The sequence below is a fragment of the Streptomyces sp. NPDC031554 genome, from assembly GCF_055580685.1.
In genome coordinates this window covers 328025-350403 of record NZ_JBVIKX010000006.1, presented here as the reverse complement: position 1 = coordinate 350403, position 22379 = coordinate 328025, and the positions used below count along the sequence as shown (strand labels likewise).

Here is a 22379-nt window from a genome sequence, read left to right as displayed (position 1 = left end):
CGTCGACGCACCGCCGACCCCCAGGTGGGATGTTCAAGGGCGAACGTTAGGTATCCATTCATGCTGACCATCCTCGGCTTCGCCATGATCGCGACCTTCCTGGTCCTGATCATGCTGAAGAAGATGTCGCCGATCGCGGCGCTCGTCTTGATCCCGGCACTGTTCTGCGTCTTCGTCGGGAAGGGCGCCGAACTCGGTGACTACGTCATCGAGGGCGTCTCCAGCCTCGCCCCCACCGCGGCGATGCTCATGTTCGCGATCGTCTACTTCGGTGTGATGATCGACGTCGGTCTCTTCGACCCGATCGTGCGGGCCATCCTGAAGTTCTGCAAGGCCGACCCGCTGCGCATCGTCGTCGGCACGGCGGTCCTCGCCGCCATCGTCTCGCTCGACGGCGACGGCTCCACCACCTTCATGATCACCGTCTCGGCGATGTACCCGCTGTACAAGCGGCTGAAGATGAGCCTGGTCGTGATGACCGGTGTCGCCGCGATGGCCAACGGCGTGATGAACACGCTGCCCTGGGGCGGCCCGACCGCCCGCGCCGCCACCGCCCTCAAGCTCGACGCCAGCGACATCTTCGTCCCGATGATCCCGGCCCTGGCCGTCGGCCTGCTGGGCGTCGTCGTCCTCGCGTACGTCCTCGGCCACCGCGAGCGCAAGCGGCTCGGCGTGCTGACGCTGGACGACGTCCTGGTGGAGGAGACCGAGACCGAGACGGTGCTCGTGGGCGCCGGGACCGGCGCCGGCGCCGAAAGCGCCAGGAAGGCCGTCCCCGCGGGCGGTTCGGGGGCGGGCGCCGATGCCGGCTCCGGCACGGCTGCCGGAGCCGACGCGGGTGCCGGAACCGACGCGGGTGCCGGAACCGACGCGGGTGCCGACGAGCCCGAGGAGGACGGGCGTCTCGCCGGCCTCGACCCGGACCGCGCCACCCTGCGACCCAAGCTGTACTGGTTCAACGCGCTCCTGACGGTCACGCTGCTCACCGCCATGATCATGGAGTGGCTGCCGATCCCGGTGCTGTTCCTGCTCGGCGCCGCGCTCGCGCTCACCGTCAACTTCCCGCACATGCCCGACCAGAAGGCCCGCCTCGGCGCACACGCCGAGAACGTCCTCAACGTCGCCGGCATGGTCTTCGCCGCCGCCGTCTTCACCGGTGTCCTCACCGGCACCGGCATGGTCGACCACATGGCCACCTGGCTGGTGGACAACATCCCCGACGGCATGGGCCCGCACATGGCCTTCGTCACCGGCGTCCTGAGCATCCCGCTCACCTACTTCATGTCGAACGACGGCTTCTACTTCGGTGTCCTGCCCGTCCTCGCCGAGGCCGGCCAGGCCCACGGGGTCTCCTCGCTGGAGATCGCCCGCGCCTCCCTGGTGGGCCAGCCCCTGCACATGTCGAGCCCGCTCGTCCCGGCCGTCTACGTCCTCGTCGGCATGGCCAAGGTCGAGTTCGGCGACCACACGCGGTTCGTCGTGAAGTGGGCGGCCCTGACCAGCCTGGTGATCCTCGCGGCGGCAATGCTGTTCGGGATCGTCTGACCCGCTGACCCGCTGACCCGCTGACCCGCTGACCCGCTGACCCGCTGACCCGGGGCGTCCGGGGCGCCCGGGGCGCCCGGTCCGATCCCCCCGGGTCCCGCCGTTCCGATCCGCTCTGTTCCGGTCCGTCGCGTTCCGCGCCCGTTCCGACTCCGCTTCGACCTCGACTCCGACCGTCAGTGAGGAAACGACCATGGGGCCCGGTGGGAACCGCGGCTGGCTGCTCCGCCTCGTCATCGCCTTCGGCTTCGCGCAGGGGGCGGTGTCGATGGCCCGGCCCGCCGTCTCCTACCGGGCCCTCGCGCTGGGCGCGGACGAACGGGCGGTCGGCGTCATCGCCGGGGTGTACGCCCTGCTTCCGCTCTTCGCCGCCGTCCCGCTGGGGCGCCGTACCGACCACGGCCGGTGCGCGCCCCTGCTGCCCCTCGGCGTGGTGCTGATAGCCGGCGGCTGCGCCTTGAGCGGTGCCGCCGGCTCCCTGGGGGCGATGGCCCTGTGGAGCGGCGTCATGGGACTCGGCCACCTCTGCTTCGTCATCGGCGCCCAGTCGCTCGTCGCCCGTCAGTCCGCGCCGCACGAACAGGACCGCAACTTCGGCCACTTCACGATCGGCGCCTCGCTCGGCCAGCTGGTCGGCCCGATCGCCGCGGGCGCCCTGATCGGCGGCTCCGACATGGCCGGCACCAGTGCGCTGGCCCTCCTCGTCGCCGGGGCCGGTGCCGCGGTCGCGTTCACCTCGCTGTGGCGCATCGAACACCCGGACACCTCCGCCGCGTCGCGCGCGCCGAAGGGCGACCGTGCCCCCGTCGTACCCGTGGTCCGCATCCTGCGCACCCGGGGCGTGCCCGCGGGCATCCTCGTCAGCCTCTCGGTGCTGTCCGCGACCGACATCCTCACCGCCTACCTGCCGGTGGTCGGCGAACACCGGGGCATCGCACCGTCGGTGATCGGCCTGCTGCTCAGCCTGCGGGCCGCCGCCACCATCGCCTGCCGCCTGGTGCTCACGCCCCTGCTGCGGCTGCTGGGGCGGACCGCGCTGCTCACCGTCACCTGCCTGCTGGCGGCCCTGTTGTGCGCCGGGACCGCGCTGCCGGTGCCGGTGTGGGCGCTGGCCGTGATGCTCGCGGCCCTCGGCTTCTGCCTCGGGGTCGGGCAGCCCCTGTCCATGACGACCGTCGTCCAGGCCGCGCCCGACGGAGCCCGCTCCACTGCCCTCGCGCTCCGGCTGACCGGCAACCGCCTCGGCCAGGTCGCCGCGCCCGCCACCGCGGGTCTGATCGCCGGAGTCGCGGGCGCGGCCGCGCCGTTCGTGATGCTCGGCGGGCTGTTGCTGCTGTCGTCGGGGGTGGCGGCACGGTCCCCGGGGGGTCCGCGCGGGGACGCGGGAACGGGGACCGCCGCGCCCCGGCGCCGGACCGGGGCGGGGTTGCGCCGGTCGAGCGATGCCTGACGGTGCGTCGGGCGGAGCTCCCACAGTTGCGGGCGCCGATGTGAAAGAGAGTCAGGTGCGAGAACGATTTGTATGAAAATCGTCCCGACTCGGAGGAACGTTCATGTCCAGTTCGACGCTCCCGCCCGCCCTCGGCTCCCGCCTCGGCGCCACGGCCCTCGCGGTGCTCGCCGCGGCCGGGTTCACCTGCCTCTCGGCGCCGTCCGCCACGGCCGTGGGGGAGGCCGGCGACATCAGGATCCACCGCGAGCAGGTGCCCCCGGGCGTCTCCAAGGACGACCCGGTGGCCTGCCGGTTCTACCTCGACGCCGTCAACTTCGGTGAACTGCCCACCGTCGCCTACACCATCAGGGCGCGGCCCCCGGCCCCCGACACCGCCACCGTCACCGGCAACATCACCCTGACCGGTGGTGCCGGGCACACCGACACCCTGGGGCTGGCCGAGGGTTCGTACACGCTGGAGTGGACCATCGCCGCCACGGGCGTCCCCGCGGTCCCCTCGCCCAGGGTGAAGGTCTTCAAGATCAACTGCCGTGAGGGCCGGCTGGACGGGAACGAGGGACCGAACCGGCCGATCACGGACGACGGCCGTGAGTCCGCGGCGTCGAACGGCCAGGGCGGCAACGGCCAGGGCGGCAGCGGTCAGGGCGGTTCCACCTGGAGCGGCGAGAAGGGCAGCCCGGAGGGCGGCGTGCACGCGGGCGGCGGCGGCCTCGTCGACACCTCGCAGGCCTTCACCCCGCTGGCCGGAGCCGCGGCCGTCGGACTGGCGGCGGTCGGTGGACTCGCCTACTTCCGACTGGTCCGCCGGCGCGCCCATGGTGCCGCGTAGGCGCGTACGCAGGCCCTGGCACCGGACCCGCGCCTACCGCCTCACCAGGACGACCGTGCTCGCGGTCGTCCTGGTGGCGGCCGGAGCCCGGTGCGGAGGGCACGACGGGCCGGCCGCGGCGGCCCGGACCGGGGCGGCGCACGGCGGGGCGGAAGGGGAGAAGGCGTCCGCGAGCCCTCAGCCCCCTCCCCGCCCGCTGCCCCGGTCCCCGGCGACCGTCCTGCGCGTGCCCTCGCTGGGCATCGACGCGAGGATCGTTCCGCTCCGGCTCGGCCCGGACCGGCGCCTCGGGACACCCCCGCTCGACCGGCCCGGGCTGGTCGGCTGGTACGCGGGCGGCCCCACCCCGGGAGAGCGCGGCACGGCCGTCGCGGTCGGCCACCGCGACACCAGGACCGGCCCGGCGGTCTTCGCCGGTCTCGCGCAGGTGGCCGAGGGCGCCCGGATCGAGGCCCGGCGGGCCGACGGCCGCACCGCCGTCTACACCGTGGACCGGGTGCGCGTCTTCGACAAGGACACCTTCCCCGACAAGGAGGTGTACGGCCCGTCCCGCCGCCCCGAACTGCGCGTCCTCACCTGCGGAGGCCTCTTCCGGCACGCGACGGGATACACCAGCAACGTCGTCGTCTTCGCCCATCTGACGGCGACCCGCTGACCCGCCGCCGGTTCCCCGTCCGCCGGGGCAGCGTCCGCCGGGGCCGCGTCCGCAGGTCGTGCGTCCGCCGGGGCCGCGCCTTTCGGTTCCCCGTCCGCCGGTTCCCGTCCGCCCTCCACGGCCCCGCGGCGACACCCGCTGAACCGGGCGGTCCGGTTTCTCGCCCGTCGGACGGGGGCGTCCGATCCTGTCCCGTCCCTTCCCCGCGCGGGCACGTTCCGTCGGCTTCCGTGACCCACGGCCTCGTCCGGCCTTCCGGAGGCCGCCGAGCACACGTGCCCGGGGCCCGCCCGGCCTCCGCCCCGGCGACCTGGTCGTGCGCACCACGCCCGGCCTCGGCCTGCGGTACGGCATGCGGGTCCCGCTCCTCGTCGACCTCGCCCACCTGTTCGTCTTCGACCGGCACGGCGAGCGGATCTGCCCGGCCCCGGACCGGCTGCCGGACCTCGACGAGCGACGCCCCCGGCGGCCCTCCTCCCCGTGCGGGGCACCGTACGGCGGACGCCCCTGGTGCCGGAAAACTATCGGCGCTAGTTTAGGGCGCGGACGACGAAGACCGCCCGGAGGGAACGCGATGAAGGCACACGACGGCATCTACCTCGACGGCGCCTGGCGCCCCGCCGTCGGGCAGGACGTGATCGAGGTCGTCAACCCGGTGGACGAGCAGGTCATCGGCCGGGTCCCGGCCGCCGGGCCCGAGGACGTCGACGCGGCCGTACGGGCGGCCCGTGCCGCCCTCCCCGCCTGGGCGGCGACGGCGCCCGCCGAGCGGGCCGCGCGCCTGGGCGCCCTCCGGGACGCGCTGGCGGCCCGCAAGGACGAGATCGCCGAGACCGTCACCGCCGAACTCGGCTCCCCGCCGGCCTTCTCCCAGGCGGTCCACGCCGCCGTCCCGATCGCGGTCGCCGGCTCCTACGCCGAACTGGCCGCCACCCACTCCTTCGAGGAGAGGGTCGGCAACTCGACCGTGTACCAGGAGCCGGTCGGCGTGGTCGGCGCCGTCACACCCTGGAACTACCCGCTCCACCAGATCGTCGCCAAGGTCGCCCCGGCCCTCGCCGCCGGCTGCACGGTCGTCCTGAAGCCCGCCGAGGACACCCCGCTCGTCGCGCAGCTCTTCGCCGAGGCGGTCCACGAGGCCGGAGTGCCGGCCGGTGTCTTCAACCTCGTCACGGGCCTCGGCCCGGTCGCCGGGCAGGCCCTCGTCGGACACCCCGGTGTCGACCTCGTCTCCTTCACCGGTTCCACCGCCGTGGGCAGGCTGATCGCCGCGACGGCCGGTGCCGCGATCAAGAAGGTGGCCCTCGAACTCGGCGGCAAGTCCGCCAACGTCATCCTCCCTGGCGCCGACCTCGCCCGCGCCGTCAACGTCGGCGTCGCCAACGTGATGTCCAACTCAGGTCAGACGTGCAGCGCCTGGACCCGGATGCTGGTCCACCGCGACCACTACGACGAGGCCGTCGAACTGGCCGCGACCGCCGCCGCGAAGTACGGCGACCGCATCGGCCCCCTCGTCAGCGCCGAACAGCGGGCCAGGGTGCGCGGTTACATCGACAAGGGCGTCGCCGAGGGCGCGCGCCTGGTCGCGGGAGGCGCCGAAACCCCCCGCGAGCGCGGCTGGTTCGTCAGCCCCACCGTGTTCGCCGACGTCACCCCCGAGATGACGATCGCCCAGGAGGAGATCTTCGGCCCCGTCCTGTCGATCCTGCGCTACGAGGACGAGGAGGACGCCCTGCGGATCGCCAACGGCACGGTTTACGGCCTGGCCGGCGCCGTCTGGGCCGGCGAGGAGGCGGAGGCGGTCGCCTTCGCCCGCCGGATGGACACCGGGCAGGTCGACATCAACGGCGGCCGCTTCAACCCGCTCGCCCCCTTCGGCGGCTACAAGCAGTCGGGCGTCGGCCGGGAACTCGGCGCGCACGGCCTCACCGAGTACCTCCAGACCAAGTCCCTCCAGTTCTGAGGAGTCCCCCGTGGTTCGTGCCGCCGTCCTTCCCGCCGTGGGCGCCCCGCTGGAGATCACCGGGATCGAGCTGCCCGAGCCCGGACCGGGCCAGGTCCGCGTCCGGCTCGCCGCCGCCGGCGTCTGCCACTCCGACCTGTCCCTGTCCGACGGGACCATGCGGGTGCCGGTCCCGGCCGTCCTCGGACACGAGGGCGCGGGCACGGTCGTCTCCGTCGGCGAGGGCGTCACCGGCCTCGTCCCCGGCGACGGCGTGGTCCTCAACTGGGCCCCGTCCTGCGGAAACTGCCACGCCTGCTCGCTCGGCGAGGTCTGGCTGTGCGCCGACGCGCTCAGCGGCTCCGCCACCGTGTACGCCAGAACCGCCGACGGCACCGACCTCCACCCCGGTCTGAACGTCGCCGCGTTCGCCGAGGAGACCGTCGTCCCCGTCTCCTGCGTCCTGCCCCTGCCCGACGGCATCCCGCTCACCGACGCGGCCCTCCTCGGCTGCGCGGTCCTCACCGGCTACGGCGCCGTCCACCACTGCGCCCAGGTCCGTCCCGGCGAGACGGTGGCCGTGTTCGGCGTCGGCGGGGTCGGCCTCGCGGCCCTGCAGGCGGCCCGGATCGCGGGCGCCCCGACGATCGTCGCCGTCGACGTCTCCCCGGAGAAGGAGGAGCTGGCCCGCGCGGCGGGTGCCACCGAGTACGTCGTCGCCTCCGACGCCACCGCCCGGGAGATCCGCGCCCTCACCGGGAAGCAGGGCGTCGACGTCGCCGTGGAGTGCGTCGGCCGCGCGGTCACCATCCGCACGGCCTGGGAGTCCACCCGCCGCGGCGGCCGCACCGTGGTCGTCGGCATCGGCGGCAAGGACCAGCAGGTCACCTTCAACGCCCTGGAACTCTTCCACTGGGGCCGCACCCTCACCGGCTGCGTCTACGGCAACTCCGACCCGGCCCGCGACCTGCCGGTCCTGGCCGGACACGTCCGCGCAGGCCGTCTGGACCTCGGCTCCCTCGTCACCGAACGCATCGCCCTGGAGGGCATCCCGGGAGCCTTCGAGAACATGCTCGCGGGCAAGGGCGGCAGGGCCCTGATCGTCTTCTGACACCCGCCGAGGCACCCCGCGACCCGGACGGCACCCCGACGCGACCGTGACCACGACCGCCACCGTGACCGCCACCGCGACGACACGGCCGTCCCGGGCCACGACGCCGTCATTCCGGCCGGCCCGGGGCCGCGTGCCGGTCCCCGCGGAGGCCGCGGCGCGGTGTTCCGGCCTCCTGGGCTGCGCCCCCTGCCGCCCGGTAGCGCGCGGCACCCGCGACCCGGACGGCACCCCGACGCGACCGCGACGGCACGGCCCTCCCGGCCACGACGCCGTCACCGCGGCCCCGGCCCGGCCCGGGGCCGCGGTCGCGTGCCGGTACCCCAGGAGGCCGCGGTCCGGCGTCCTGGCCTCCTGGGAGTTGCGGCCCTGTCGGCCCGGTCGCGCTCCAGCCCGGTCGGGCCGTCACTCCGGCGTGCCGCCCCGGCGGCCGGGTGGCGCCGGGGCGGCCGGTGGAGCGGGCGGTGGCCCCCACAGTGCCGGGGCCGCACGTCCGCCTCGTCGCGGCCGTGGATCCGGTCCCGTCCCTTCGGCCTCGCCGGACGCGGGCGGCGTCGTCCCGGGGCGGCCTGCCGGATCCCGGCGCCCTCGTCCCGGGCCGGCACACCCGGTCCCGGAGCCGTCGGCCCGCAGCCGTCAGCTCGGCGCCTCGACCTCGGCCTCGCCGGGCCGCGCCTGCGGCCGCGGCTGCGGTCGGACCCGGGGCGCCGCGGCCGGTCCGGTCGGCCCTCCCGACCGGGACACCGCCACCCCCGCCAGGCACAGCGCCCCGCCCGCCAGGGTGAGGAGCCCCGGCACCTCGCCCAGGAACAGCCACGACATCAGCACCACCAGCGAGGGCACGGCGTACGTCGTCGCGCCCATCCGCCCGGCCGTGGTGCGGGCCAGCGCGTACGCCCAGGTGGTGAAGGCGAGCGCGGTCGGGAACACGCCCAGGTAGACCATGTTGAGCGTGGCCGACAGCGGCGCGTCGGCGACCTCACCGGCCAGCTGCCCGGCGAAGGGCAGGCAGGTCACCGCACCCGTCAGGCACCCGAACGTCGTCACCTGCAGGGCGCCGGCCCGCCCCAGCGCCGGCTTCTGCGCCACGACCCCGCCGGCGTACGCGACGGCGGCCAGCAGGCACAGCACCACCCCGAACAGCGAGGAACCGCCCCCGCCCGACATCGACAGCCCGACCGTCACCGCGCCCGCGAACGACACCGCCATCCCGGCCAGCAGCCGCGGCGGCAGCCGGTCGCCGAGGAACCGCGCGCCGAGCAGGGCGATGAGCAGCGGGCCGATGTTCACGACCAGGGCCGCCGTCCCCGCGTCCACCTCCTGCTCGCCCCAGTTCAGCGCCACCATGTAGAAGCCGAACCACAGCACCCCCGACACCGCGATCCCGCGCCAGGCGGACCGCGGCGGCAGCCCCACCCGTCGTACGAGACAGATCGCGCCCAGGGTCAGGGCGCCGGCCAGCAGGCGGCCGAGGGCCAGCGCGCCGGGGGAGTAGGCGGTTCCGGCGCTGCGGATCGACACGAAGGCGGAGGCCCACAGCACGACGGTGACCGAGGCCGCGCCCGCGGCGAGCAGCCGGGTGCGGCGTTGCGGGTGGTGGACGGTGTTCATCGTGCTCCTGAAGGTGGAGGGCCCGGGAACGCCCGGGCTCGCGGACATCGGAGGGGGAACGGACGGCGGGGCCCCGGTCACCGCAGTGCCGCCCCGTCGACGCCGAGCAGCTCGCCCAGCGCCCGCCGGCCGGCGGCGGTGACGCGCACCGCCCGCCCGGAGCCGACGCGCTCGCACCAGCCCGTGTCGAGGACGTGCCGGCACAGGGCCGCGCCCGCGACCCCGGCGAGGTGCGGCCGGCGCTCGGTCCAGTCGAGGCAGGCGCGCGCCAGCGGGCGGCGGCCCCCGCGCTCCAGGGCGATGCCGGTGTCCGCGAACCACCCGAGCCCGGCGTCCGTCAGCGCGAAGCCGGTGTCCTGGACGAGGAGCCCGCGCGCGGTCAGGGCGTCGGTGACGGCGATGCCGAGCCGCCCGGCGAGATGGTCGTAGCAGGTCCGGCCGCGTGCCATGGCCGCCCCCGCGCTCGACTCGCGCAGCGTCCGGGGCCCCGCGGTGTCGGCGGGGGCGATCCGGGCGGCCAGGTCCTCCACGAGCTGGGCGACGCGCGCGTCGGCGAGCCGGACGTACCGGTGGCGGCCCTGCCGTTCCTCGCCGAGCATCCCCCCGGCGACGAGCTTGCCGAGGTGCTCGCTCAGGGTCGAGGGGGCGACGCCCGCGTGCCGGGCCAGCTCGCCCGCGGTCCACGCCCGGCCGTCGAGCAGCGCCAGCAGGCACGCGGCACGCGTCTCGTCGGCGATCAGGCCGGCCAGTCGGGCCAGCGACGGTGCACGGGGATCCCTGGTGGTCATGGCTCCCAGCATGGGACACGGACGGTTCGGCGGACGCCGAAGTACCGGCGCCCCGGGATCACGCGGGGCGCCGCTGCCGCTCGTACTGCTGCGCCAGTCCCTCCAGCAACGCCGCGAGGCCCGTCTCGAAGGCGCGCTCGTCGACCTTCTCCTGCTGCTCGGCCAGCAGGTGGGCCTGACCGAGGTGCGGGTAGTCGGCCGGGTCGTAGGCGCTGGCGTCGTCCACGAAGCCGCCGGCGAAGGAGCCGAGCGCGGACCCCATGATGAAGTACCGCATCAGCGCGCCGATCGAGGTGGCCTGCGCGGGCGGCCAGCCCGCCTCGACCATCGCGCCGTAGACCGCGTCCGCGAGCCGCAGTCCGGCCGGCCGGCGGCCGGGGCCGCGGGCGAGGACCGGGACGATGTTCGGATGGTCGCGCAGGGCGGCCCGGTAGGAGACCGCCCAGTCGTGCAGCGCGGTCCGCCACGGCCGGCCGTCCTCGAACATCGACAGGTCGACCTGGGCGCTGACCGAGTCGGCGACCGCCTCGAGGATCTCGTCCTTCGTCCGGAAGTGGTTGTAGAGCGAGGGACCGCTCACCCCGAGTTCGGCGGCGAGCCGACGGGTGGAGAGCGCCGCGAGGCCCTCCGCGTCCACGAGCGCGCGGGCCGTCTCGACGATGCGGTCGGTGCTCAGCAAGGGCTTGCGCGGTCGGGCCATGGCGCACATAGTAGGGCTGCGGCCAAGAAACTAGCACTGCTAATTTAATGGTCCCGCGGACCGGGGCCCGGCCCTCGGCCCGCCCGTTTTGCCGTCCGTCGGTTCTCTGTGGGGTGACGCGTCATGCATCTGGGGCTCAGCGAGGAGCAGGAGGCCGTACGGCGGCTCGCCCGGGACTTCGTGGAGCGCGAGGTCACTCCGCACGCCGTGGCCTGGGACCGCGCCGAGGAGATCGACCGTTCCCTCGTGAAGAAGCTCGGCGAGGTCGGCTTCCTGGGCCTGACGATCGACGAGGAGTACGGCGGCTCCGGCGGCGACCACCTCGCGTACTGCCTGGTCACCGAGGAGCTGGGGCGCGGCGACTCCTCCGTGCGCGGCATCGTCTCCGTCTCCCTCGGCCTGGTCGCCAAGACCGTCGCGGCCTGGGGGGACGAGGAGCAGAAGCGACGCTGGCTGCCGGGGCTGACCTCCGGCGCGTACGTCGGCTGCTTCGGCCTCACCGAACCCGGCACCGGCTCCGACGCCGGGAACCTCACCACCCGCGCGGTCCGCGACGGCGGGGACTACGTCATCAACGGCACCAAGATGTTCATCACCAACGGCACCTGGGCCGACGTCGTGCTCCTCTTCGCCCGCTCCACGGACGCCCCCGGCCACCGGGGTGTCTCCGCCTTCCTGGTCCCCGCGGACACCCCGGGACTGACCCGCCGCGCCCTGCACGGCAAACTCGGCCTGCGCGGCCAGGCCACCGCGGAACTGGTCCTCGAGGACGTGCGGGTGCCCGCGTCCGCGCTGCTCGGCGCGGAGGGCAAGGGGTTCTCCGTCGCGATGTCGGCCCTGGCCAAGGGCCGGATGTCGGTCGCGGCGGGCTGCGTCGGCATAGCCCAGGCCGCGCTGGACGCGGCCGTGCGGTACGCGGGGGAGCGCGAGCAGTTCGGCAGGACCATCGCCCACCACCAGCTCGTCCAGGAACTGATCAGCGACATCGCGGTCGACGTGGACGCCGCCCGCCTGCTGACCTGGCGGGTCGCGGACCTCGTCGACCGCGGGCTGCCCTTCGCCGTCGAGTCCTCCAAGGCCAAGCTCTTCGCCTCGGAGGCGGCCGTCCGCGCCGCCAACAACGCCCTCCAGGTCTACGGCGGCTACGGCTACATCGACGAGTACCCGGCGGGCAAGCTGCTGCGCGACGCCCGCGTCATGACCCTCTACGAGGGCACGAGCCAGATCCAGAAACTGGTCATCGGGCGGGCGCTGACGGGGGTCTCGGCGTTCTGAGTACCTTGTCTGAGTAGTCCGGCCGATGTGCTGCGGGCCTCGCCCGCCGATGCTCGTCCCATGAGTGACACACCCGTCAAGCAGCAGAGCACGGCCGCCTTCTACGGCCAGGCCGTCGCCTCGTTCGCGGTCGCCATGGCGGCCACGGCCACCGGCATCCTCCGGCTGGACGCCGACGCCTGGGTCCGCGGTTTCCTCGGCATCGCCGTCCTCTACCTGGTCACGTCCGCCTTCACGCTCGCCAAGGTGATCCGGGACCGTCAGGAGGCCGGGCAGATCGTCAGCCGGGTCGACCAGGCCCGCCTGGAGAAGCTGCTCGCCGAGCACGACCCCTTCGAGAAGATCTGAGCCCGCCACCCGCACCGGCAGCCGCGCTAAGCGGGCGCTCACCTTCGGCGGTATGGTGGAGCTCCGGTACCGAGAGGGGCGAACGAGCGATGAGTACGGCGGAGGAGACGACCGGCGGCGAGGTCGAGCCGTGGGAAGAGGTCACCCCTGACGCGGCCCGGCGACTGCTCGTCGCCGCCGTGGAGGCCTTCGCCGAGCGCGGCTACCACGCGACGACGACCCGTGACATCGCGAGCCGCGCCGGAATGAGCCCGGCCGCGCTCTACATCCACTACAAGACCAAGGAGGAGCTGCTCCACCGCATCAGCCGGATCGGCCACGACCGCGCGCTCGACATCCTGCGCACGGCCTCGCGCGGCGAGGGCAGTGCGACGGACCGGCTCGCGGAGGCCGTCAGCTCCTTCGTCCGCTGGCACGCGGGCCGGCGCACCACCGCCCGGGTCGTGCAGTACGAACTGGACGCCCTCGGCCCGGACGCCCGCGCCGAGATCCTCGCGCTGCGCCGGCAGGTCGACGGCGAGGTGCGCCGGATCATCGAGGAGGGCGTGGCGAGCGGCGAGTTCGACGTCATCGACCTGCACGGGACCACCCTCGCGGTGCTGTCCCTGTGCATCGACGTGGCCCGCTGGTTCAAGGTGGGCGGCCCGCGCACCCCCGACGAGGTCGGCGCGCTGTACGCGGACCTCGTGCTGCGGATGGTGGGGGCGGCGAAGTAGCGGCGGGGGCGGGCCGCCGCGCGGCGGCCCGCCGCCCGGGGAGGACGGCCCGCCGCCCGCGTGGACGGGATCAGAGGTAGTAGCGCGACACCGACTCGGCCACGCACACCGGCTTGTCGCCGCCCTCGCGCTCCACCGTGAAGGCGACGGTGACCTGGACGCCGCCGGTGACGTCGTCGACGGCGGAGATCGTCGCGGTGGCGCGCAGGCGCGAGCCCACCGGGACGGGCGCGGGGAAACGGACCTTGTTCGTCCCGTAGTTGACCCCCATCTTCACGCCCTCGACCGCGATCAGCTGGGGGCCGAACAGCGGCAGCAGGGACAGGGTCAGGTACCCGTGCGCGATGGTGGTCCCGAACGGGCCCGAGGCCGCGCGCTCGGGGTCGACGTGGATCCACTGGTGGTCACCGGTGGCCTCCGCGAACAGGTCGATCCGCTTCTGGTCGACCTCCAGCCAGTCGGTGTACCCCAGCTGCTCGCCCACCGCCGCCCTCAGCTCGTCGGGGGACGTGAAGATCCTCGGCTCTGCCATGTCTGCGGCCTCTCTCGCACTCACGGAATGTCTAAGCAACTGCTTAGCATGGTGGCCGTGGGGGGTCATGTCAACGGACCGGGCGTCCGGCGGGATGAGTAGGCTCCGAGGGGTGCCGAAGATTCCAGAGACGATCCACGAACTCACGGTCGGCCAGGTCGCCGCCCGCAGCGGCGCCGCCGTCTCCGCCCTGCACTTCTACGAGTCCAAGGGGCTGATCAGCAGTCGGCGCACCCCCGGCAACCAGCGCCGCTACACCCGTGACACGCTCCGCCGGGTCGCCTTCGTCCGCGCCGCCCAGCGCGTCGGCATCCCGCTCGCCACGATCCGGGACGCCCTCGCCGAACTCCCCGAGGAACGCACCCCCACCCGCGAGGACTGGGCCCGCCTCTCGCGGAACTGGCGGGCCGAACTCGACGAACGCATCAGGCAGCTCAACCGCCTGCGCGACCACCTCACCGACTGCATCGGCTGCGGCTGTCTCTCGCTCGACTCCTGCGTCCTGTCCAACCCCGACGACGCCTTCGGCGACCGCGGCGCGGGCTCCCGCCTCCTCCCCGAACGCGAGGCCCCGGCTCCCGGAGCTCCCCGGGCCACCCCGTCCCGGGGCGAGGACCGCTGCGCCTGACGGCGCGCCGGCCCCGCCCCACCGCCCGCACGGAGGCCCCCGTCTGCCGTCCGGTCCGCGGTCGCCGTTCCCGGGTTCACCGCCGTGCGCGGGCCCGTGCTTCCTGCCCGGTCCGCGGTCGCCCGCCGCGGGTTCGCCGCCGTGTGCGGACCCGCGCCTGCCGCCTGGTCCGCGGTCGCCGTTCCCGGGTTCACTGCTGTGTGCGGGCCCGGAGGCGTCGGCCGCTCACTCGTACTCCGTCCCTCCCTTCCGCGTCAGGTACGCCGCGCTCACCGCCTTGGCGATGGCCCGGCCCCCGGTCACCGGGCTGTACCGCTCCACGGCCGGCCGTATCACCACGCCCTCCCGCAGGTGCAGTTCCCGCCCCGAGACCGTCTCCCGCCCGCCGGCCAGCCCCAGCACCCGCGCGCTGTCGTAAGGGCCCTCGAACAGCCTCGGCACCAGGGGCAGTTCACCCTCCAGGAGGGCCGCCGCGTCCAGCCACCGCACCGTTCCGTCGATCTCCGCCGACACGTCGAACACCGCGTACCCGAGCGTGTCCCGCCGCCCGTCGGCGCCGTACGCCAGGTCCTGCACGCCCGCACCGTAGACCTCGCCGAAGACGCCGACCCGGCGTGCGCCCAGCCGCTCGGCGAGCCGGGCCGCCGCCTCGGCGACCCCGTGGCCGCGCACGGCCCGCCAGTACAGGTTCCGCGGATCCTCCCTCAGCGCCAGCGACCTGGCCCCGAAACCCTTCGAGGAGACGTACACCCGGCCCTCGTCGGCGACGTACGTCAGCAGGCACGCCGACCCGTGCAGCTTCTCGGTGAGGACCACCCGCTCGCCGGCCGTGAAGATGTCCGGACACCGCTGGATGTTCTCGATGTCCACCCAGGGCAGCAGCTCCGGCGCCGGCTCCACCTCCCCGTCCATCGTGGGAGGGACCGGCGGCACCCACTTGACGATGCCGAGCCGTTCCGCGAAGTCGGTGCCCTCCTCGGCCGCCCGCGCGAGGTCGACGTCCGCCAGCGCGTCCGGCCGGCACACGATCCCCTGCGACAGTTCGCCCCGCAGCCGTACCGCCCTGACCCGGTCCGCCCCGCTTCCCGCCAGCCGCCCGGTGAGCCCCAGTTCCTCGATCAGCCCGGCCGGGAGCACCGACTGCTCGGGGATGTACACGGCCGTGTCCCCCGTCCGGTAGGCGCCCTTGGCGACGACGGCCCGGTACAGGCCGACCTGGGCCAGTTCGAGGGCGTCGGCGTTCGGGTGCTCGTGGACGGTCAGGACTTCGGCGGTGACGCGCAGCGTCGACATGCGGGGCTCCTCCAGGACGTCAGGGGTGTCTCATCACCCCCCACTCTCCCCACGGCAAAGAGGTGGAGCGACCCGATTAACCGCTGGTACCGTCACCCTCCCCGCCCGGCGTCCTCGGATGCACGTGGACATCCGTGGTCCCGGCCGCGACCGCTTCCGCGGCGGACCCGGCCGGCGCCTCGGGGGACAGCGGCACCGCCGCACCGTCGGCGGCACCCCGCGTTCCGTTCGGACAGACCTGCACCGTGCCTCGAGGGTGTCACCCGCCCCTGACATCGGCCCTGTTGCAGGGCAGCGGAAGAGCGGGCGGGAGGACGGGGGGTGCGGCATCCCCGGCGCACCCGCGCCGTCCTCCCCGTCTCCCGGCGGCCCGCCGGCGGCCTCCCGGGACCTCACGTCCCGGAGCGCGAGGTCAGGCCGACATGAGTAGCCGCCGTCCGCGCCTGGCGTACGCCAGGGCCTCGGGCGTGAGCACGGGGCGCGGGACGAGTATCCCGCAGTCCGCGCAGACCGGACCGGACGACGGTTCGTGGTCCAGGTCGTACCTCCACACGAGCTGCTCGCCGCCGCACACCGGGCAGTCGGAGCCGGGCTCGCGCTCCAGCGCGGCGATCAGCCGGCGCAGCACCTCGGCCAGCGGTTCACGGGGGTGGACCCGCGGGTCGTCGCACCAGGCCACACCGAAGCCGCCCCAGGTCATCCGGTGCCAGTCGTCCACACTGCCGGGCCGGCGCAGCCCGTCGTGCTTCTCCTTCCTGCGGCGGTCGGCGAACTCGGCCTCGTAGGCCAGCCACACCGCGCGTGCCTCCTCCAGCTCGTCCAGCGCGGCCACGAGCCGCACCGGATCGGGGGAACGGTCCTCGGGACCGAACCCGGCACGCGAGCACAGATGGTCCCAGGTGGCCCTGTGCCCGTAAGGGGCGAACCGCTCAAGGCACTTGCGGAGCGAGTAGCGCCGCAGTGCCAGATCGCACCGCGGGTCGCGCACCTGTCTCGCCAGACTCCGGAAACCGGCCATCGCCTTGCACCTCCGTCACATTCGCACCTGCACTTCGGTCACTTCGGCGTCGTCGCACGGACGTCGCCGAATAGACGTGTCGCCACCCGGTTCGGCTCCCTTCCCGTCCGTCCTTTTTCCGATGCCCTCCACGAGCCGGATGAGGCGACTCCAAAAAGTGACGCATGTTCATCTTCAACTCCGGGGATACCGGCGGTAACTTCTCCGCCACCCCCGTCGCTAGGAGTTGCCGATGCCCCGGCGAACCTCCCGCACCGCACTGGACAGACTGAGAACTCCCGGCAGAATCCCCGGGTTCCTGAAGACCGCATCCGTATGCGCCCTGATTGCCGGACTTTTGTCGCCTCTTTCCCAGGCGGCGGCAGCGGCCGAGGTCACGGCGGCGAACGATCACTGCGGAAACCAGTGTTCCGACATCCTGCCGCCCGGCCAGAACGGCAACGCCACGCTGGCCCAGATCCTGCTCAACCAGGCCTTCGGCATCCAGCCCGCGCACGCCGAGGACCAGCTCGGCCCCTACGCCAACCTCGCCAAGGGTCATCCGACGCTCACCAACTCCACGATCAACACGTTCTTCAACGACGCGTCCTTCGGTGTCCCCGCCGATCAAGTCGCCTCCACCGTCAAGCCCGCGGGCCGCGGCGACGTCACGATCGTCCGCGACAAGAAGACGGGCGTACCGCACATCACCGGCACCACCAGATACGGCACCGAGTTCGGCGCCGGTTACGCGGCCGCGGAGGACCGGCTGTGGCTCATGGACGTCTTCCGGCACGTCGGCCGGGGCCGGCTCACCTCCTTCGCGGGCGGAGATCCCTCCAACCAGGGACTGGAACAGCAGTTCTGGCGGCACGCCCCCTATTCCGAGGCGGACCTCCAGGCCCAGATCGACAACGCGGTCGCCACCAACGGCACCCGCGGCCGGCAGGCCCTGGACGACGCCAACGCCTACCTCGCCGGCATCAACGCCTACATCGACGCCTCCGACAGCGGCCGTTACTTCCCCGGTGAATACGTCCTGACGGGCCACAAGGACTCAATCACCAACGCGGGCACCATCGAACACTTCAAGATCACCGACCTGGTGGCGCTCGCCTCGGTCATCGGCGCCCTCTTCGGCTCCGGGGGCGGCGGCGAGGTCGACAACGCGATCTCGCTGCTCGCCGCCCAGGAGAGGTACGGCGTCGAACAGGGCACCGCGGTCTGGGAGTCCTTCCGCGAGCGCAACGACCCCGAGGCCGTCATGACCCTGCACGACGGCAAGAGCTTCCCCTACGCCGTCCGGCCCGAGGACCCGCAGGGCGAGGCCCTGCCCGACCCCGGCTCGGTGGTCGAGGAACCGCTGGTGTACGACCGCACGGGCAGCGCGTCCGGCACCGCCGCCGCCGAGGCCTCCGGCACGGCCGCCGCGGCCGCCACCGCCTCCGCCCGGCGCGGCATGTCCAACGCCCTCGTGGTCAGCGGCGACCACACCGCGAGCGGCCACCCGGTCGCCGTCTTCGGCCCGCAGACCGGCTACTTCGCCCCGCAGCTCCTGCTGCTCCAGGAGATCCAGGGTCCCGGCATCAGCGCCCGCGGCGCCTCCTTCGCGGGCCTGAGCATGTACGTCGAGCTGGGCCGCGGCCAGGACTACGCCTGGAGCGCCACCACCTCCGGCCAGGACATCATCGACACCTACGCCGTCGAGCTGTGCCAGGACGACCACCACTACCTGTACCGCGGCACCTGCACGGCGATGGAGAAGATCGAGCAGAAGAACGCCTGGAAGCCGACCACCGCCGACGGCACCGCGGCCGGTTCGTACACGATGCGCGTCTGGCGCACCGCCTACGGTCCCGTCGAGCACCGGGCGACCGTCGGCGGCAAGAAGGTCGCCTACACCACCCTGCGCTCGTCGTTCCTGCACGAGGTCGACTCCATCATCGGCTTCCAGATGCTGAACGACCCGTCCCACGTCACCGGACCGCAGTCCTTCCAGAGCGCGGTGCAGCACATCAACTTCACCTTCAACTGGTTCTACGCCGACTCCGAGCACACCGCCTACTACAACAGCGGCGACAACCCGGTCCGGGCGGGCGGCGTCGACGCCGAGTTCCCGGTCTGGGCGCGGCCGGCGTACGAGTGGCGCGACTGGCAGCCGACGGCCAACACGGCGGCGTACACCCCCGCGTCGGCGCACCCCAACTCCGTCGACCAGGACTACTACATCTCCTGGAACAACAAGCAGGCGAAGGACTACGCGACCGCGCCCTGGGGCAACGGCTCGGTGCACCGCGGCAACCTGCTGGAGGACCGGGTGAAGAAGCTGGTGCGGGCCGGCGGCGTCACGCGGGCGTCGCTGACGAAGGCGATGGCGGACGCGGCACTGGCCGATCTGCGCGCCGAGGACGTGCTGCCCGACCTGCTGAAGGTGATCGACACCTCCCCGGTCACCGACACCACGGCCTCGGCCGCGGTCGCCAGACTCCGGACCTGGCTGGCGGCCGGGGGCCGGCGCACGGAGACCACGGCCGGTTCGAGGACGTACGCCGACGCGGACGCCGTCCGCATCCTCGACGCCTGGTGGCCGCTGCTGGTGAAGGCCGAGTTCGAACCCGGCCTCGGCACCGCGCTCTACACCGCCATGACGGACAACCTGCCCGTCGACGAGAGCCCCTCGGCCGCCCACGGCCCGACCGGCGCGCACGCCGGCAGCGCCTTCCAGTACGGCTGGTGGAGCTATGTCGACAAGGACATCCGGGCGGTGCTCGGTGAGCCGGTGCAGGGCGCGCTCGGCCGCGCCTACTGCGGCGGCGGCGACCTCGGCGCCTGCCGCGACGTCCTGCTCTCCACCCTGAAACAGGCGGCCGGCCGCACCGCGGCCCAGGTCTACCCCGGCGACACGCTGTGCGCCGCGGGCAACCAGTGGTGCGCCGACTCGATCGTCCAGCGCACCCTCGGCGGCATCAAGCACGGCAACATCAGCTGGCAGAACCGTCCCACCTACCAGCAGGTCGTGGAGTTCACCTCCCACCGCTGACCACCCCGGCCGGTCCGGGGCGCACGACGTCGCCGTGCGCCCCGCCCACCGGTACGGCAGCTGCTCCCGGCGCATCCGCCGGAAGGCGGCCGGCCCCTCCCGCCGGGCCGCCGCCGCCTCGTCCGGCCCCGGCTGCCCGTCTCGATCGCCGTGCGCACCCGCGCGGAGCCCGTGAGCTCGTCGATCCGCCCGCCGTCGCGCCGGGCGAAGCCGCTCCAGGCCCTCTTCGCGATCACGAGCGGGGTGCTGCCGGTGCGGGCCGGGCCGAGGACGTCCCGCTCGTGCACGGGGTCCGCACTCCGCCCGCCGTCCTCCCCGGAACGCGGGGAGGCGGGCGCGAAGCACGCCTCCCCGCGCCGCGGAGCCGGGCGGTGGCCGCGCCCCCACGCCCCTCACCCGTGCTGCGCCGACCCTTTCCCGAAACATACCGACCGGTTAGTCTGGCGGCCGGAAGTCAGGCCGGAGCCGGGTCGAAGGAGATCGATGGTGGAAGCCGTTCGAGGTGCTGGAGTCGTCGTCACCGGGGCGGGAGGCGGCATCGGGGCCGCGCTCGCCCGGCGTTTCGCCGCCGAGGGGGCGCGGGTCGTCGTCAACGACCTCGACGCGGACCGGGCGAAGGCCGTGGCCGAGGAGATCGGCGGCACCGCCGTGCCGGGCGACGCCTCCGCGATCCTCACCGACGCCCGCGAGGCGCTCGGCGGCACCGTCGACGTCTACTGCGCCAACGCCGGTGTCGGCTCGGGCGGCTCCGAGGCGGCCGACGAGTCGGTGTGGGCGCTGGCCTGGGACGTCAACGTGATGGCCCACGTCCGCGCGGCACACGCCCTGATCCCCGACTGGCTGGAGCGCGGCTCGGGCCGGTTCGTCTCCACCGTCTCCGCCGCCGGACTGCTCACGATGATCGGCGCCGCGCCCTACAGCGTGACCAAGCACGGCGCGTACGCCTTCGCCGAGTGGCTGTCGCTGACCTACCGCCACCGCGGCATCAAGGTCCACGCCATCTGTCCCCAGGGCGTGCGCACCGACATGCTCGACGCCACCGGCAGCGCGGGCGACCTGGTGCTCCGGCCGACCGCGATCGAGCCGCGGGACGTCGCCGACGCCCTCTTCGCGGGGATGGCCGAGGACCGCTTCCTGATCCTGCCGCACCCCGAGGTCGCCGGGTACTACCGGGCGCGGGCCGGTGACCCCGACCGCTGGCTGGCCACCATGAACCACATCCAGCAGAAGTGGGAGGCCGCCGGATGACCGCCTCCCGGTACGCCGCCAAGCCCTGGCTGGACCTCCTCGACGAGGCCCAGCGCGGCCCCGTCGACCCGGCCGACTCCCTGGTGCACGCCCTGCGCCGGGCCGCCGCCGAGGCGCCGGAACGCCCCTTCCTCACCTACTTCGACGGCCGTCTCACCTATCGCGAGGCGGACGAGCTGAGCGACTCCGTCGCCGGACACCTGGCGGCCCGCGGCCTGGAGCGGGGCGACCGGGTCGCCGTCCTGCTCCAGAACTCCCCGCACTTCGTGCTCGCCGTGCTGGGCGCGTGGAAGGCCGGCGCGATCGTCGTCCCCGTCAACCCCATGTACAAGTCGGGCGAGGTCGCCCACGTCCTGCGGGACGCCGAGGCGGCCGCGCTGATCTGCGCCGACCGCGCCTGGGAGGCGTACCTGCGCGAGACCGCCGCCGGCTCGTCGGTGCGGATCGTGCTGACGGCCTGCGAACTGGACTTCCAGACCCGCGGCGACACGCGCGTGCTCGGCTTCGAACGGCTGCCGCGGGCCGCTGACGCCGACGACCTCACCGCCGTCGCCCGCGCCGGACACCCGGCGCCCGCCGACCGCGACCCGGCCGCCGCCGACACCGCCCTGATCAGCTACACCTCGGGCACCAGCGGCGCACCGAAGGGCGCCACCAACACGCACGCCAACATCATGTACAACGCCGAACGGCAGCGCACCGGCCTGCACCTGCCCGAGGCGCCCGTCTACCACGCGCTCGCGCCCCTGTTCCACATCACCGGCATGGTCTGCCAGCTCGGCGCCTGCCTCGACAGCGCCGGCACGCTCGTCCTGACGTACCGGTTCGAGGCGGGCGTCGTCCTGGAGGCGTTCGCCGAGCACCGCCCGCACTACACGGTCGGCCCGTCCACCGCCTTCATGGCGCTGGCCGCCCACCCGGCCGTCACGCGCGACCACTTCGCCTCCTTCGTGAACATCTCCTCCGGCGGCGCCCCGCTGCCGCCGGCCCTGGTGGAGAAGTTCCGGGCGGGCTTCGGGCCGTACATCCGCAACGGCTACGGCCTCACCGAGTGCACCGCCCCCTGCGCCTCCGTCCCGCCCCACCGGGAGGCGCCCGTCGACCCGGCCTCCGGAACCCTCGCGGTCGGCGTGCCGGGCCCCGACACGGTCGTGCGGATCGTCGACGACCGGGGCGAGGAGGTGCCCTTCGGCGAACAGGGCGAGATCGTCGTGCGCGGTCCCCAGGTGGTTCCCGGCTACTGGCGCCGCCCCGACGCCACCGCCGAGACCTTCCCCGGCGGCGAGCTGCGCACCGGCGACATCGGCTTCATGGACGAACAGGGCTGGCTGTACGTCGTCGACCGCAAGAAGGACATGATCAACGCGTCCGGCTTCAAGGTCTGGCCGCGCGAGGTCGAGGACGTGCTGTACACCCACCCGGCGGTGCGCGAGGCGGCCGTCGTCGGGGTGCCCGACGGGTACCGCGGGGAGACCGTGAAGGCCTACATCAGCCTGCGTCCCGGCGCCGGCACGGACCCCGGGGAGCTCGCCGCGTACTGCGAGGAGAGACTGGCCGCCTACAAGTACCCGCGGCAGGTGGAGATCCTGCCCGACCTGCCGAAGACGGCGAGTGGGAAGATCCTCCGGCGGGAACTGCGCTCCCGCCCGCAGAGCGGTCGGTAAGGCG

19 protein-coding genes and 1 pseudogene are annotated in these 22379 nt (G+C 73.8%); 13 read left to right on the top strand and 7 right to left on the bottom strand.

All coding sequences use genetic code 11. The features are described 5' to 3' along the window. Positions 1-60 precede the first annotated feature (60 nt). The 6 genes from ACZ5FU_RS18900 (at position 61) to ACZ5FU_RS18875 (ending at position 7535) form a co-directional block, all read left to right on the top strand. Positions 61-1545 carry a CitMHS family transporter gene (locus ACZ5FU_RS18900; protein WP_469045557.1) on the top strand — a complete coding sequence of 495 codons (1485 nt, stop codon included), beginning with the start codon at positions 61-63 and terminating at the stop codon, positions 1543-1545. A gap of 193 nt (positions 1546-1738) precedes the next feature. After that, the gene (locus ACZ5FU_RS18895; RefSeq protein ID WP_469045556.1) at positions 1739-2995 is read left to right on the top strand and encodes an MFS transporter; all 1257 of its coding nucleotides are present in this window, start codon (positions 1739-1741) and stop codon (positions 2993-2995) included. 103 nt (positions 2996-3098) lie between these two features. Beyond that, a complete protein-coding gene (locus ACZ5FU_RS18890; RefSeq protein WP_451779647.1) occupies positions 3099-3827 on the top strand; it encodes a hypothetical protein in 729 nt (242 codons plus the stop codon). Continuing rightward, entirely contained in the window at positions 3814-4482 is a 669-nt protein-coding gene (locus tag ACZ5FU_RS18885; protein ID WP_451529158.1) for a class F sortase, read from the top strand. Before ACZ5FU_RS18890 ends, ACZ5FU_RS18885 begins: the two co-directional genes overlap by 14 nt. A gap of 574 nt (positions 4483-5056) precedes the next feature. Then, a complete protein-coding gene (locus ACZ5FU_RS18880) occupies positions 5057-6445 on the top strand; it encodes an aldehyde dehydrogenase family protein (RefSeq protein WP_451529159.1) in 1389 nt (462 codons plus the stop codon). A gap of 10 nt (positions 6446-6455) precedes the next feature. Beyond that, entirely contained in the window at positions 6456-7535 is a 1080-nt protein-coding gene (locus ACZ5FU_RS18875; protein ID WP_451529160.1) for a Zn-dependent alcohol dehydrogenase, read from the top strand. A gap of 636 nt (positions 7536-8171) precedes the next feature. Here the strand turns inward: ACZ5FU_RS18875 and ACZ5FU_RS18870 are convergent. The 3 genes from ACZ5FU_RS18870 to ACZ5FU_RS18860 form a co-directional block, all read right to left on the bottom strand. After that, positions 8172-9146, bottom strand: a complete 975-nt coding sequence (locus tag ACZ5FU_RS18870; RefSeq protein WP_469045555.1) for a DMT family transporter — start codon at positions 9144-9146, stop codon at positions 8172-8174. 77 nt (positions 9147-9223) lie between these two features. Continuing rightward, positions 9224-9934: an ArsR/SmtB family transcription factor gene (locus tag ACZ5FU_RS18865; RefSeq protein ID WP_468645857.1), complete on the bottom strand. Its 711-nt coding sequence runs from the start codon at positions 9932-9934 to the stop codon at positions 9224-9226. 58 nt (positions 9935-9992) lie between these two features. Next, on the bottom strand, positions 9993-10634 hold the full coding sequence (locus ACZ5FU_RS18860; RefSeq protein WP_451529163.1) for a TetR/AcrR family transcriptional regulator: 642 nt from the start codon (positions 10632-10634) through the stop codon (positions 9993-9995). Positions 10635-10757: 123 nt separating this feature from the next. On the opposite strand from ACZ5FU_RS18860, the gene ACZ5FU_RS18855 reads away from it, so the two are divergent. The 3 genes from ACZ5FU_RS18855 (at position 10758) to ACZ5FU_RS18845 (ending at position 12973) form a co-directional block, all read left to right on the top strand. Continuing rightward, positions 10758-11909, top strand: coding sequence for an acyl-CoA dehydrogenase family protein (locus tag ACZ5FU_RS18855; protein ID WP_451529164.1), 1152 nt, complete (start codon positions 10758-10760; stop codon positions 11907-11909). 60 nt (positions 11910-11969) lie between these two features. Next, entirely contained in the window at positions 11970-12257 is a 288-nt protein-coding gene (locus ACZ5FU_RS18850; protein WP_451529165.1) for a YiaA/YiaB family inner membrane protein, read from the top strand. Positions 12258-12346: 89 nt separating this feature from the next. After that, a complete protein-coding gene (locus tag ACZ5FU_RS18845) occupies positions 12347-12973 on the top strand; it encodes a TetR/AcrR family transcriptional regulator (protein WP_451529166.1) in 627 nt (208 codons plus the stop codon). Between the two features lie 70 nt (positions 12974-13043). Here ACZ5FU_RS18845 and ACZ5FU_RS18840 read toward each other — a convergent pair whose 3' ends face one another. Next, on the bottom strand, positions 13044-13505 hold the full coding sequence (locus tag ACZ5FU_RS18840; RefSeq protein ID WP_363089285.1) for a MaoC family dehydratase: 462 nt from the start codon (positions 13503-13505) through the stop codon (positions 13044-13046). Positions 13506-13617: 112 nt separating this feature from the next. Between ACZ5FU_RS18840 and soxR the strand changes: the two genes are divergently transcribed. Next, positions 13618-14133 carry a redox-sensitive transcriptional activator SoxR gene (gene soxR / locus ACZ5FU_RS18835; RefSeq protein WP_451531374.1) on the top strand — a complete coding sequence of 172 codons (516 nt, stop codon included), beginning with the start codon at positions 13618-13620 and terminating at the stop codon, positions 14131-14133. A 225-nt stretch (positions 14134-14358) separates the two neighbouring features. Here the strand turns inward: soxR and ACZ5FU_RS18830 are convergent, their stop codons facing one another. The 3 genes and pseudogenes from ACZ5FU_RS18830 to ACZ5FU_RS18820 form a co-directional block, all read right to left on the bottom strand. Next, positions 14359-15426, bottom strand: coding sequence for an RNA ligase (ATP) (locus ACZ5FU_RS18830; protein WP_468839444.1), 1068 nt, complete (start codon positions 15424-15426; stop codon positions 14359-14361). Between the two features lie 97 nt (positions 15427-15523). Beyond that, positions 15524-15670 (bottom strand): annotated as a pseudogene (locus tag ACZ5FU_RS18825) (3-keto-5-aminohexanoate cleavage protein); the annotation flags it as partial. Between the two features lie 168 nt (positions 15671-15838). Then, the gene (locus tag ACZ5FU_RS18820) at positions 15839-16444 is read right to left on the bottom strand and encodes a hypothetical protein (RefSeq protein ID WP_451531376.1); all 606 of its coding nucleotides are present in this window, start codon (positions 16442-16444) and stop codon (positions 15839-15841) included. A gap of 232 nt (positions 16445-16676) precedes the next feature. Here ACZ5FU_RS18820 and ACZ5FU_RS18815 point away from each other — a divergent pair, with 232 nt between their 5' ends. From ACZ5FU_RS18815 to ACZ5FU_RS18805, 3 genes are all read left to right on the top strand, one after another. Beyond that, on the top strand, positions 16677-19463 hold the full coding sequence (locus ACZ5FU_RS18815) for a penicillin acylase family protein (RefSeq protein WP_451531377.1): 2787 nt from the start codon (positions 16677-16679) through the stop codon (positions 19461-19463). Positions 19464-19946: 483 nt separating this feature from the next. Next, entirely contained in the window at positions 19947-20711 is a 765-nt protein-coding gene (locus tag ACZ5FU_RS18810) for an SDR family oxidoreductase (RefSeq protein ID WP_451531379.1), read from the top strand. Next, a complete protein-coding gene (locus ACZ5FU_RS18805) occupies positions 20708-22375 on the top strand; it encodes a class I adenylate-forming enzyme family protein (RefSeq protein WP_469045554.1) in 1668 nt (555 codons plus the stop codon). The genes ACZ5FU_RS18810 and ACZ5FU_RS18805 overlap by 4 nt, the downstream gene beginning before the upstream one ends. The last annotated feature ends 4 nt before the right edge of the window (positions 22376-22379 follow it).